Below are 11,646 nucleotides of genomic sequence, written 5' to 3' on the forward strand. Positions count from 1 at the left end.
TGCCGGACGCCCGGGGATCCCCGTTGCCGAACATCTGTTCGACACTTTCACGGTAGCGCGCCGTCGGCTCCTCGAGCAAGCGCCTCCCACGAGCGATCTGCGTCGCACCCCGTACCGCCGACGTGATCTCATGAAGCCATGAGCACCCTCGACCATCCGTCGGTCGCGAAGGTCGCGGCCGCGCTCTCCGAGGCCGATCAGGACGCCGCTGTGCAGGGAATCCGTCTCCTACCGGACGACGCCCGCACGGCCGAGCTGGCCGCCGCGGCGCTGGGCATCGAGGTCGGCGCGATCGCCAACAGCCTGGTGTTCCGCGCCACGCTGCCCGACGGCACCGACCGCGCGTTGCTCGCGCTGACGTCCGGAGCGCACCGGGCGAACACGACGACACTCGCCGAGCTCGCGGGCGCCGAGAAGGTGGGCCGGGCCGAGCCGGAGCTCGTCAAGGCATCGACGGGACAGACGATCGGCGGCGTCGCCCCGGTCGGCCACCCGCAGCGCATCCTCACATTCGTCGACACGGCCCTGGCCGCCTACGACGTCGTGTGGGCCGCCGCGGGGCATCCGAAGTCGGTCTACCCCACCACGTTCGACGGGCTGCTCGCCGCGACCGGCGGCACCGCGGCGGACGTCGCCGCCGAACCGGGACAGCACCGATGACGGCGATGCCGAGCGCGCAGCGATACGTCCGGCTCTCCGGCGAGGAGTTCCGGCTGCGGCTGCGCGAGGCGCTCGACATCTACGTCGCTGCGATGAAGTACCCGCCGGGCACGGCCGAGCAGCGTGCCCCGATGTGGCTCACCCACGTGCTCCGCGAGGGCTGGCGCGCGGTCGCTGCCCTCGACGACGACGATCGTCTCGTCGGCATCGCCTACGGCTACCGCGGCATGCCCGGTCAGTGGTGGCACGAACAGGTGCGCCGCGGTGTCACCGACCGCGAGGGCGAGCAGACCGCCCACGCGTGGCTGGACGACTACTTCGAGCTCACCGAGATCCACGTGCGCCCCGGCGGCCAGGGCCGCGGAACCGGTGAAGACCTACTGCGCATGCTGCTCGACGGCGTCCCGGACGGGCGCGTCCTGCTGTCCACCCCGGAAGGCGACAGCCGCGCCTGGAAGCTCTACCGCCGGGTCGGATTCGACGACGTCCTGCGGCAGTACCGGTTCGCGGGCGACCCGCGGCCGTTCGCGGTACTGGGCCGCACCCTCCCGCTGGACTGAACCGCCGGGGCATGGGCACCGCGAACCCGCGCTGTGCGGCACGGGTTCTCCCGGGCCCACAACGCGACGCGAACGCAGAACACGCGGTGCTCACGTGCTCAGGACGGAGGTCAGCCGACGAGGAGTTCGCGGAGCGTGCCCAGCCCCATGCCGCCCATGCGGAGTGCGCGGCGGTGGAAGGCAGCCAGGTCGAACGCGTCGCCCTCACGGCGCCGGGCCTCCTCGCGCGCTTCGAGCCACAGCTTCTCGCCGAGCTTGTAGGAGGGCGCCTGGCCGGGCCAGCCGAGGTAGCGGTCGATCTCGTCGCGCACGTGGTCGGCGGCGGTGATCGTGCGGGTGAGCATGAACTCCAGCCCCAGTTCCGGGGTCCACCGCTGGCCCTCGTGGAAACCGGTGCCCGCGGGGATCTCCAGTTCGAGGTGCATGCCGATGTCGATGATCACCCGCGCGGCGCGGAACAGGTGCGCGTCGAGCATGCCGAGCAGGTTGCCGTCGTCGGACAGATAGCCGAGGTCGCGCATGAGCCGCTCGGCGTACAGCGCCCAACCCTCGGCGTGACCCGAGGTGAAGGCCATGAGCCGCTGGAACCGGTTGAGCGACTGCTCGTACACCGACGTGGCGATCTGCAGGTGGTGGCCGGGCACGCCCTCGTGGTAGACGGTCGTGACCTCGCGCCACGTGGGGAAGTCCTCCTTGCCGGGTGGCACCGACCACCACATCGTGCCCGGACGGGAGAAGTCCTCGCTCGGTCCGTTGTAGTACGCGCCGACGCCGCCCCCGGGCGGGGCGATACGACAGTCCAGCGCCATCAGCTCGTCGGGGATGTCGAAGTGCGTGCCGCGCAGCGACCGCAACGCCTCGTCGGAGAGGTTCTGCATCCACTCGCGCAGCGCCCGCTGCCCGGTGACGCGGTACTTCGGGTCGGCGTCGAGCGCCGCGGCGGCCTCGGCCAGCGTGGCGCCCGGTTTGATCCGCTCGGCGACCTCCTTGGCCTCCCGTTCGACGCGCGAGAACTCCTCCCAGCCCCACTCGTAGGCCTCACGCAGGTCCAGGTCGGCGCCGACGAAGTAGCGTGACGACAGGCGGTACACGTCCTCACCCGCGGCGTCCTTCTCGCGTGCCTCCGGCGCCAGCTCGGCGCGGAGGAACCCGGCGAACTCGGCGTAGGCCTCCTGGGCCGTCTGCGCCGCGTGGTCGAGATCGCCGCGCAGCGCGTCGGGCACGTCTGCGTCGGCGACGAGCGTCCGGAAGTACCCGTCGCCACTCATGCCGGCCCACGTCTCCGCCTGCTCGGCGACCTTGCTCACCTGGCGGATGGCGGGCACGCGCCCGGCGTCGGCGGACGCGAGCAGGGACGCGCGGACGCCGTCGAGCGCGTCGGGCACTCCCGCCATGCGCTTGGCGACCGTCTCCCACTGTTCGGGCGTCTCCTGCGGCATCAGGTCGAACACCTCGCGCACGTCCTGCACGGGGCTCGCGATGACGTTCAGGTCGGCCAGGTCCAGACCCGCCTCGTGGAGTTCGACGCTGACCCGTCCCCGCTCGGTGAACACGGCCTTCGCCACGCGTTCCGCCTCGTCGGTGGGTTCGGCGGCCTCCATGTCGCGCAGCGCACGGCGGGTCAGCGCCGCACGGTTGGCGTGCCCCTCGGGCGAGTAGTCGGTCAGCTGGTCGTCGAACCCGACGATCCCCATCGCGGTCGCACCGATCGGGTTGGCGGCCGCGTAGTCGTCGACGTACTGGTTGGCAATGTCGTGCACGCTCATAGCCCGGCACGCTACCCGTACGCCCGCGCGCGTCGCGCGCCGTTTTGGCCGATTCCGGGGCACGCGCCACCCGGCCAGCGCCCGGCTCGTCGTTTCGCGCGCCACAGTCGGCGATCGCACCGCACGGGCCGCGGGTGGCGCCTGGAACGATGGGGCCATGACCCAGCCCGACTTCGACGCCGACCTGCCCGCGGCCATCGGCGAGGCGCTGACCGAGTTCCTCCGCGACGCGAGCGAGTCGATCGGGCGGACCGAGCCCGCCTTCACCGGCGCCACCGACGCGTTGCGGGAGTTCGTGCTCGGCGGCGGGAAACGGCTGCGCCCAACGTTCTCCTGGTGGGCCTGGCGCGGGGCCGGCGGCGCGGCCTCCGGCGACGAGGCGGCGGGCGTGCTGCACGCCGTGTCGAGCCTCGAACTGATCCAGGCGTGCGCACTGATCCACGACGACGTGCTGGACTCGTCGGACTCCCGCCGTGGATCGCCGACGGTGCACGTGGCGTTCGCCAGCGAGCACGCCCGGGGCGGCTGGCTCGGCTCGGCCGAGCAGTACGGCCTGGCCGCGGCGGTGCTCATCGGCGACCTCGCGCTCGCGTGGGCCGACGACATGTTCGCCGACGCTCCGCTGCCGGCCGACGTGCTGCGCCGGGCGCGGCCCGCGTGGCGGGCGATGCGCTCGGAGGTCCTCGCGGGTCAGTACCTCGACGTGCGCACCCAGGCGACAGGCGATGCGTCGGTGGACGCGGCGCTGCGCATCGACCTGCTCAAGACGGCCGCCTACACGGTGCAGCGGCCGTTGCACCTCGGCGCGGCGCTCGCGGGCGCGGGCGACGACGTGATCGACCCGCTGCTGTCGTTCGGCGGCGACATCGGCGTGGCGTTCCAGCTGCGTGACGACCTGCTCGGCGTGTTCGGCGACCCCGGGGTCACCGGCAAACCCGCAGGCGACGACCTGCGCGAGGGCAAGCGGACCCTGCTGGTGGCGCTCGGCCTGCAGCACGCGGGCGCGGGGTCCGCGGCGGCGAGCGTCATCGATTCGGCACTCGGCGACGCGCACCTGACCGACGCCACCGTCGAGCGGGTGCGCGAGGTGCTCACCGACGTCGGTGCCGTCGCCGAGGTGGAACGCCGCATCGAGACGCTCACCGACTCGGCGCTGGCTGCGCTCGACACCGCGGGCCTGGCCGACCCGGCCCCGAAGCGGCTCACGGAACTGGCCGTCAAGGCGACCCAGCGCTCCCACTGATGCGACACGCACCCATGACGAACCGCTCGACGGCACACCGGCCGACGACTCACCGGCCTGCGCACGCGACGGCGGAGAGGCACTGATGCGGACGGTTTCCGGGGCCACCGACCGGGTGGTCGTGGTCGGTGCGGGCCTGTCCGGCCTGTCGGCGGCGTTGCACCTGACCGGTGCGGGCAGGCGGGTCACGGTGCTGGACGGCGCACCCCATCCCGGCGGCCGCGTGGCCACCGAGGAGATCGGCGGGCACGCGTTCGACACGGGCGCCACGGTGCTGACGATGCCGGAGCTGCTCGACGAGGCGTTCGCCGCCGTCGGCGAGAAGACGGCCGACCGGCTGTCCCTCACGCGGATCGACCCGGCGTACCGGGCACACTTCGCCGACGGTTCGTCGCTGAACCTGTACACCGAGGCCGAGGCGATGGAGGCCGAGCTGCGCGCCGTCGTCGGCCCGCGCGAGGTCGACGGGTACCGCAAGCTGCGCCGATGGCTGACCGAGCTGTACACGGCCGAGGCGGAACACTTCATCGGCGGCAACTTCGACAGCCCGCTGGACCTGCTGCACGCCGAGGCGCGACCTGCACTGGCGCGGCTCGTCGCGCTCGGCGGGTTCGGCAGGCTGTGGCCGAAGGTCGCCGGGTTCGTCACCGACGACCGGGTGCGCAGGCTGTTCTCGTTCCAGGCGCTGTATGCCGGGCTCGAACCGCGACGGGCGCTCGGGGCGTACGGCGCCATCCCGTTCATGGACACCGTGGGCGGCGTGTCGTACCCGGAAGGCGGGATGGGCGCGATCGCCGCCGCGATGACCGGAGCGGCCGAACAGGCTGGTGCCACCGTCCGCACCGGCACCCATGTGGCGTGGCTCGAACGCGTCGGCGACCGGGTGCGCGCGGTCCGCACCGCCGACGGCGAACGCATCGAGTGCGACGCCGTCGTGCTCGCGACCGAACCGACCACCGCGTACCGCCTGCTCGGCATCCGGCCCCGCAGGCTCGTCCGGACACGGTACTCGCCGTCGGCGGTCGTACTGCACGGCGAGACGTCGCGAACATGGGACGCGCTAGACCATCACACGATCTTCTTCGGCGCCGCCTGGCACGATACGTTCCGTGAGATCGTCCGCGACGGCACACCGATGAGCGATCCGTCGCTGCTGGTCACACGTCCCACAGCGACCGACCCTGCGCTCGCCGCCGACGGCAGGCAACTCGTGTCCGTGCTCGCGCCCGCACCCAACCTGCACACCGGGCCACTGGACTGGCCGCGCCTCGCCCCGGCCTACCGTGACGAGCTGCTGCGCACGTTGCAGACCCGTGGCCTCGACGGGTTCGCCGACGAGTTCCACCTCCACCGCATGGACACCCCGCACGACTGGTCCGCCCGCGGCATGGCGGCGGGCACGCCGTTCTCGCTCGCGCACACGGCGGCCCAGACCGGCCCGTTCCGGCCGGGCAATCTCGTGCGGGGCGCGGCCAACGTCGTGCTGGCAGGATCCGGCACCCGGCCCGGCGTGGGCATCCCACCGGTGCTGATCTCCGGGCGGCTCGCCGCCGAGCGCATCACCGGCAGCGCGACGTCGGAGCGGTCAGGACGACCGTGAGTTCCGCACGCTCCGCCCCCGCCGTCGCGGGCCGGTCCCTGCCGCCCGCGTTCCGTGCCTGCAGGCGGATCGCCGCCCGGCACGGCCGCACCTATTTCCTCGCCACGCTGCTGCTGCCTGCCCACGCCCGGCCCGCCACATACGCGCTGTACGCCTTCGCGCGACAGGTGGACGACGCCGTCGACCTGCCCGGCGGCGATCCGGGCCGCGCCCTCGACGACGCCGCGCGACTGCTCGACGACGTCTACGCCGGCCGCGAGGTCACCGGGCCCGTCGCGACGGCACTGGCCGGGACGGTCCACCGCTACGACCTCCGGCGCGTCTGGTTCGACGCGTTCCTGCGCTCGATGCGGATGGACTTGCACACGACCGAGTACCCGACGTTCGACGCGCTCGGCGAGTACGTGCACGGCTCGGCCCGCGTCATCGGCCTGCAGATGCTGCCGGTGCTCGGCACGACCGTGCCGCGGGCGGAGGCCGAGCCCTACGCCGCCGCACTGGGCGAGGCGTTCCAGCTGACCAACTTCCTGCGCGACGTGGGCGAGGATCTGCGCCGCGGCCGCGTGTACCTGCCCACCGAGGAACTCGCCGCGTTCGATGTGGACAGAGAGCTGCTGGAGTGGTCGCTGGCCACCGGCAGGCCCGATCCGCGAATCCGCAGGGCACTGCGCTGGCTGGTCGCCTACAACCGCGCGGTCTATCGCCGCGCCCGGCCGGGGATCGAGCTCCTGCGGCCGGAGTCGCGGCCGTGCGTGAGCACCGCCTTCACCCTCTACCGGAAGATCCTGGACGAGATCACGGCCGCCGACTACGACGTACTCCGCAGGCGGGTCGTGGTCGGCGGGGCGCGTCGCGCCGGAGTGGCCGCACGCGCGTTCGCCGGTAGGCTGGCGGCATGACTTCCAGGAACGTCCGAATTGGACTCCAACTCCAACCGCAGCACGCCGACTACGCAGCGATCCGCAGGGTGGCGAGCGAGGCCGAGGAGCTCGGCGCGGACATCCTGTTCAACTGGGACCATTTCTTCCCCCTCACCGGCGACCCCGGCGGCGAACACTTCGAGTGCTGGACGATGCTCGGCGCCTGGGCAGAACAGACGTCGGAGATCGAGATCGGCGCGCTTGTCACGTGCAACAGCTACCGCAACCCGGACCTGCTCGCCGACATGGCCCGCACCGTCGACCACATCTCCGGCGGCAGGCTGATCCTCGGCATCGGCGCGGGCTGGTTCCAACGCGACTACGACGAGTACGGCTACGAGTTCGGCACCGCGGGCAGCCGCATCGCCGAGCTGGGTGAGGCGCTGCCGCGGATCGAGACCAGGCTCGGCAAGCTCAACCCGGCCCCGACCCGCGACATCCCGATGCTCATCGGCGGTGGCGGTGAGAAGAAGACACTGCGCCTGGTGGCCCGGCACGCGGACGTGTGGCACGGCTTCGGCGATGTGGAGACGGCCCGGCACAAGCTGTCGGTGCTCGACGGCCACTGCGCCGACATCGGCCGCGACCCGTCGACGATCGAACGTTCCGTCGGCGTGCAGGGCGACCCCGAGGACTCGGGGGACCAACTGCTGGGCCTGGGCATCACCACGTTCACCGTCGGCTCCGGCGGACCAGACTACGACCTCTCGACCCTCAAGAAGTGGCTGGCCTGGCGCGACGCGCAGAACGGCTGACCGCCTCCCGCGTGTCCTGCCCCCAGCTCGCGTGTCCTGCACTCAGGCTCGCGTGTTCTGCGAGGCCGTCGCCCGAGCACGTCCTTCGACGACGCGCTACCGCGCGACAGCGTCCTCGCGGTCCTCGCGGTCCTCGCGCGTGGCCTGCACGATGCTGACGCGGCCGAACGAGCGGTCGACGTGGGCGACCTCTCCGGCGTCGGCGAACCCGGCGCCGGAGAGCAGGTCGACCAAAGCGTTGCCGTAGTTGCGCGCCGTCGTCGGGTGCTCGTCGGCCTTCGGGCGCAGCAGCCGCGTCAGCCGCCGCACGGCATGCAGCGGGCCGCGACCGTGTTCATGTCCGCCGTGTTCATGACCGCCGTGCTCATGACCCCGGCCGTGCTCATGACCGCGACCGGTGTGCTGCGCGGCGGGTGACGGGCCGCCGAAGTCGACGATCGTCACCGTCCCGCCCGGCCGCAGCACACGGAAGGCCTCCCGCGCGAATCCGTCACGGTCCTCGTCGGCGAGGTGATGCAACGCCAGGGCCGAGACGACGTGGTCGAACGAGCCGTCGCCCGAGGGGAGCCTGTCGGCGTAGCCCTGGGCGAGGGTGAGTGACGCCCGCCGCCTGCGTGCCTTGCGGGCGGCCCGGCGCAACGCCCCGGCGTCGGGGTCGAGTCCGGTGACCGCAGCGGTCGGCGTGGCCGCGAGCAGCGTGAGCGCGAGATTGCCGGTGCCGCATCCGACGTCGAGTACCGCCTGACCGGGTGCGACGCCCGCGACGCCGACGCCTCTCCGGTGCAGCTCACCGACTCCCAGCGCCCGGGAGAAGAGGTCGTAGATCGGCATCAGCCAGGTCTTGCCCATCCCCGGCAGGAACGGGCGATCGCGTTCGTCGGTGGTGCGTTCGTCGACGATGCGTACGTCGGTCATGGTCGGCTCCCCGTGTCGGCGCGTGTGTACCGATTCCAGGGTTGGACATTTCACGGCGATGGGGCAGGACATACCTTGGTGGGCATGGCACATTCGTCGGGCGATGCGGGATCCGCCACCACAGCCTCCGCGGCCGATGCCGTAGGCAGGCAGGTGGGCGGCACGCGGCGGCTGCGAACCGTGCGTCCGGACGGCACGCCCGTCTACCGCCACGAACAGCCCTCCAGCATGCCCGCCGTCACGGTGACCCGGCTCGGTTCCCCGGCACCCTGCGACCCCGCCGCCGACGATGCGGGTGCCCACAGCACGGTCGCCCCGCCGGAGCACCGCCACGCTCACGACTTCCTCGTGCTGACGTACGTCGAGCGGGACGTGGGTGCGATCGAGATCGACGGCGTCGTCCGGCCGCTGCGAGCCGGCGAGGTGCTCGCCCTGTCGCCGGGTCAGGCTGTGACCCCGGTCGTGGGGTCCGCGCCCGCGGACGGCAGCGCGTGGTCGGTCTCGTTCACGCCGGACGCCGTGCCCGCCCTGGCGTCGGTGTCCCCGCTGACCTGGACCGGACATCCGCTGCTCGCCCTGTTCACGCAGGACGCACCGGCCGCGCTCGTCCCCGAGCACGACCGCGACCGCTGGTCCCGGCAGCTGGCGGAGCTCGCCACCGAGCTGGCCGCACCGGAACGTCTCGGCGCGCGCGAAGCGGTCACCAGCCTGCTCACCCGGGTACTGATCGACGCGGCCCGCCTGGCCCCGCCACAGCCCGACACCCGGGACCCGCTCGTGGAGCGGGTGTTCGACCGCATCGAGGAGACGTTCCGGGAGCCGGTGTCGGCGGCCGACGTCGCGTCCGCACTCGGGTACACGCCGGGACACCTGACCACGCTGATGCGGGAACGCACCGGCAGACCGCTGCTGGAGTGGATCACCGAGCGAAGGCTGACGGAGGTGCGCCGGATGCTCCGGGAGACCGACCTGCCGCTCGGGGTGGTGGCGGCGCGGACCGGCCTGCGCGACGCGTCGTACCTCGTCCGCCGCTTCCGCAACCGCTACGGCGTCACCCCGCAGCGCTGGCGCGAGTCCCAGAGCGGGTAAAGCCCGGCGGCCAGGAGCTGCGTCCCCGCCGCGACGAGGAGACACACCGTCAACGACCAGGCCAGCAACGCACCGGCGAGCGCGGTTCCCGCGGCGATCCCACCGATCTTCAGGCTCGCACCGAGCATGAACACGCGGGCGCGCACCTCCGCGTCCGCCTCGCGGTGCCGTACGGCGAACAACGCGGCCAGCTGCGGTCCCTCACCGATCCCGCACACGGCCGCGGCCGCGATCGCGAAACCGGGGCCGGGTGCGACCGCCAGGAGGACACCGCCGCCGAGCACGAAGGTGCTCACCAGGAGCGTCGAATCGGGCCGCGGCTGCCGTTTCCGGCGCGCCAGCACGGCGTTGGCGAGCAGCCCGGCCGCAGCGAGGACTGCCAGCAGCAGCGCGCCGCGGTCCGCGTCGCCGAACCACCGCATCCCCAGCACAGGACAGCACACGACGAACATGCCGACCCCGACGTACGACACGACCGACACGGTGGTCGCGCGCGACAAGGACGTGCTCCCCGCGATCGCGCGCAGCCCGGCGACGACCTCCGTGCGCACGCGGGAACCCGGCATCGACCCGCGCCCGCGACCGGCACTGGCGGACGGCAGAGCCAGGGCCGCAGGCACGCCGACGGCCACGACCGCCACCGACACCACGACGCCCGCCTGTCCGCCGACGAGGCCCGCCACCGCTGGGCCGGCGAGGCTCGCGACGCTGAAGGTCATCGCGTCGAGCCTGCTCGCGCGGTCGAGGCCGGATCCGGCGACGGCGGGCAGCTGCGACGACCAGCCACCCGCGACCACGGGGCTGAGCAGTCCGGCAGGCACCGCTGCGGCCACGGCGACGGGTGCGGACACGTGGCCGAGGCACAGGACCACGAGGCCGAGCCCCGCGGCGTAGCCCGCGAGCGCCCCGGCCAGCACGGGGCCGGGTCTGCCGGTGCGGTCCAGCAGTACGCCGATCACGGGACCGCCCACGGCCGCGGCCGCCGTCAACGCCGTCAGTACGGCCGGGCCCTGTGTGATCGAACCGGTCACGGCGACGGCCGCCAGCAGCAGCGCGGGACCGGACATCTCGTCGCCGGTACGCGCCGCGAGCGCCCCGGCGAGGTACCCGGGCAGGCCACATCGAGGCCACGAGTAACGCCCTGACACATACGAGACGTTACACTGTGGTCGTGCCAGGACGCGACGACCGACCACTCGGCAGTTCCGCACGCGCGGCCGCGACGCGGGCCGCCGATCTGGTGAACGTGCTGCTGACCGGCGAACCCGACGTGGAAGCGGTGCGCGCGGTTCTCGTGTCGCACGGCGAACAGGAACCGCTCGACCTCACCGCGGCGGACCTTCCCCGCCTACGCGAGGCCGCACAGCGGTTGCGCACGGTGTTCGCGGCGACCACGGTCACGGCGGCGGCCGACGCTCTCAACGAGCTGCTCGTCCGTCACGCCCGTGCGCCGCGGCTGACCACTCACGAGGGAGCGCACCCGTGGCACGTGCACGTGGACTCCCACGACGACGCGCCGTGGGACGAGTGGCTGATCGCCTCGTCCTGCCTGGCACTGGCGAACCTGCTCGCGGACCGGCAACACGCGCCGGGAGGACTGTGCGCCTCGGCGAGTTGCCGCAGGGCGTTCGCCGAGCTCGGCGGCGGGAGTCCGCGGCGCTACTGCTCCACGCGGTGTGCGACCCGGGAACGTGTCGCGGCGCACCGCAGGCGCGAGTGAGGGCCGCGCGGCGCCGTCGTCCGCGCGGCCGGAGAGGAATCGCCCGTCAGAACGCCATCGCCTGGGCGCGGCGCTTGACCTCGGTGCCGTGACTGGTGCGCAGGGCGTTGATCGGTGTCGTACCGGGCAGCGACTCGTCTTCGGCGAACAGCCAGCGCAGCATCTCCGTACGGGTGAAACCGGCGTCCGACAGCACGGTGATCGTGCCGGCGAGGCCCTTGATCACGGCCCCGTCCCGCAGGAAATCGGCGGGAATCATCAGGTCGCCGTCGCGGCGGACGGCGATGAGGTGACCGTCCCGGAGCATCTGCCGGACCTTGTTCTGCGCCACGTTCAGCGTCTCCGCGACCTCGGCCACGGGTACGACCGCGACGTCGGCATCGAGCACATCGTCAGCCAGAGGGATTGCACTCACGTG

General features: G+C 72.7%; 12 protein-coding genes. 8 read left to right on the top strand and 4 right to left on the bottom strand.

The features are described from left to right. Positions 1-138: 138 nt before the first annotated feature. A complete protein-coding gene (locus FHS23_RS14385) occupies positions 139-660 on the top strand; it encodes a YbaK/EbsC family protein (protein ID WP_183654855.1) in 522 nt (173 codons plus the stop codon). Further along, on the top strand, positions 657-1,220 hold the full coding sequence (locus FHS23_RS14390) for a GNAT family N-acetyltransferase (RefSeq protein ID WP_183654859.1): 564 nt from the start codon (positions 657-659) through the stop codon (positions 1,218-1,220). The genes FHS23_RS14385 and FHS23_RS14390 overlap by 4 nt, the downstream gene beginning before the upstream one ends. A gap of 110 nt (positions 1,221-1,330) precedes the next feature. On the opposite strand, the gene FHS23_RS14395 is transcribed toward FHS23_RS14390, so the two are convergent. After that, positions 1,331-2,986 carry a DUF885 domain-containing protein gene (locus FHS23_RS14395; protein ID WP_183654862.1) on the bottom strand — a complete coding sequence of 552 codons (1,656 nt, stop codon included), beginning with the start codon at positions 2,984-2,986 and terminating at the stop codon, positions 1,331-1,333. A 157-nt stretch (positions 2,987-3,143) separates the two neighbouring features. Between FHS23_RS14395 and FHS23_RS14400 the strand changes: the two genes are divergently transcribed. From FHS23_RS14400 to FHS23_RS14415, 4 genes are all read left to right on the top strand, one after another. Continuing rightward, entirely contained in the window at positions 3,144-4,229 is a 1,086-nt protein-coding gene (locus tag FHS23_RS14400) for a polyprenyl synthetase family protein (RefSeq protein ID WP_183654865.1), read from the top strand. A gap of 85 nt (positions 4,230-4,314) precedes the next feature. Then, positions 4,315-5,829 (top strand): phytoene desaturase family protein, encoded by a 1,515-nt coding sequence (gene crtI / locus FHS23_RS14405; RefSeq protein WP_183654868.1) that lies wholly within the window; start codon positions 4,315-4,317, stop codon positions 5,827-5,829. Then, positions 5,826-6,728, top strand: a complete 903-nt coding sequence (locus FHS23_RS14410; protein WP_343053936.1) for a phytoene/squalene synthase family protein — start codon at positions 5,826-5,828, stop codon at positions 6,726-6,728. Before crtI ends, FHS23_RS14410 begins: the two co-directional genes overlap by 4 nt. After that, positions 6,725-7,504 (top strand): LLM class F420-dependent oxidoreductase, encoded by a 780-nt coding sequence (locus FHS23_RS14415; protein ID WP_183654873.1) that lies wholly within the window; start codon positions 6,725-6,727, stop codon positions 7,502-7,504. Before FHS23_RS14410 ends, FHS23_RS14415 begins: the two co-directional genes overlap by 4 nt. Before the next feature lie 96 nt (positions 7,505-7,600). On the opposite strand, the gene FHS23_RS14420 is transcribed toward FHS23_RS14415, so the two are convergent. Then, positions 7,601-8,419, bottom strand: coding sequence for a class I SAM-dependent methyltransferase (locus FHS23_RS14420; RefSeq protein ID WP_183654876.1), 819 nt, complete (start codon positions 8,417-8,419; stop codon positions 7,601-7,603). An 84-nt stretch (positions 8,420-8,503) separates the two neighbouring features. On the opposite strand from FHS23_RS14420, the gene FHS23_RS23265 reads away from it, so the two are divergent. After that, positions 8,504-9,508, top strand: a complete 1,005-nt coding sequence (locus FHS23_RS23265; protein ID WP_246382188.1) for an AraC family transcriptional regulator — start codon at positions 8,504-8,506, stop codon at positions 9,506-9,508. Here the strand turns inward: FHS23_RS23265 and FHS23_RS14430 are convergent. Beyond that, positions 9,463-10,656 (bottom strand): MFS transporter, encoded by a 1,194-nt coding sequence (locus FHS23_RS14430; RefSeq protein ID WP_343053937.1) that lies wholly within the window; start codon positions 10,654-10,656, stop codon positions 9,463-9,465. The two genes, FHS23_RS23265 and FHS23_RS14430, sit on opposite strands and share 46 nt — an antisense overlap. A gap of 23 nt (positions 10,657-10,679) precedes the next feature. On the opposite strand from FHS23_RS14430, the gene FHS23_RS14435 reads away from it, so the two are divergent. Further along, positions 10,680-11,228 (top strand): CGNR zinc finger domain-containing protein, encoded by a 549-nt coding sequence (locus FHS23_RS14435; RefSeq protein WP_183654879.1) that lies wholly within the window; start codon positions 10,680-10,682, stop codon positions 11,226-11,228. Between the two features lie 46 nt (positions 11,229-11,274). On the opposite strand, the gene FHS23_RS14440 is transcribed toward FHS23_RS14435, so the two are convergent. Further along, positions 11,275-11,643 (bottom strand): Rv2175c family DNA-binding protein, encoded by a 369-nt coding sequence (locus tag FHS23_RS14440; protein ID WP_183654882.1) that lies wholly within the window; start codon positions 11,641-11,643, stop codon positions 11,275-11,277. Between the last annotated feature and the right edge of the window lie 3 nt (positions 11,644-11,646).

The organism is Prauserella isguenensis, assembly GCF_014191605.1.
Lineage (GTDB): Bacteria > Actinomycetota > Actinomycetes > Mycobacteriales > Pseudonocardiaceae > Prauserella > Prauserella isguenensis.

Excerpts from the sequence above, each read along its gene's own strand:
- FHS23_RS14385 (WP_183654855.1), top strand. The coding sequence starts at position 139 with ATGAGCACCCTCGACCATCCGTCGGTCGCGAAGGTCGCGGCCGCGCTC.
- FHS23_RS14390 (WP_183654859.1), top strand. The coding sequence starts at position 657 with ATGACGGCGATGCCGAGCGCGCAGCGATACGTCCGGCTCTCCGGCGAG.
- FHS23_RS14395 (WP_183654862.1), bottom strand. The coding sequence starts at position 2,986 with ATGAGCGTGCACGACATTGCCAACCAGTACGTCGACGACTACGCGGCC.
- FHS23_RS14400 (WP_183654865.1), top strand. The coding sequence starts at position 3,144 with ATGACCCAGCCCGACTTCGACGCCGACCTGCCCGCGGCCATCGGCGAG.
- crtI (WP_183654868.1), top strand. The coding sequence starts at position 4,315 with ATGCGGACGGTTTCCGGGGCCACCGACCGGGTGGTCGTGGTCGGTGCG.
- FHS23_RS14415 (WP_183654873.1), top strand. The coding sequence starts at position 6,725 with ATGACTTCCAGGAACGTCCGAATTGGACTCCAACTCCAACCGCAGCAC.
- FHS23_RS14420 (WP_183654876.1), bottom strand. The coding sequence starts at position 8,419 with ATGACCGACGTACGCATCGTCGACGAACGCACCACCGACGAACGCGAT.
- FHS23_RS23265 (WP_246382188.1), top strand. The coding sequence starts at position 8,504 with ATGGCACATTCGTCGGGCGATGCGGGATCCGCCACCACAGCCTCCGCG.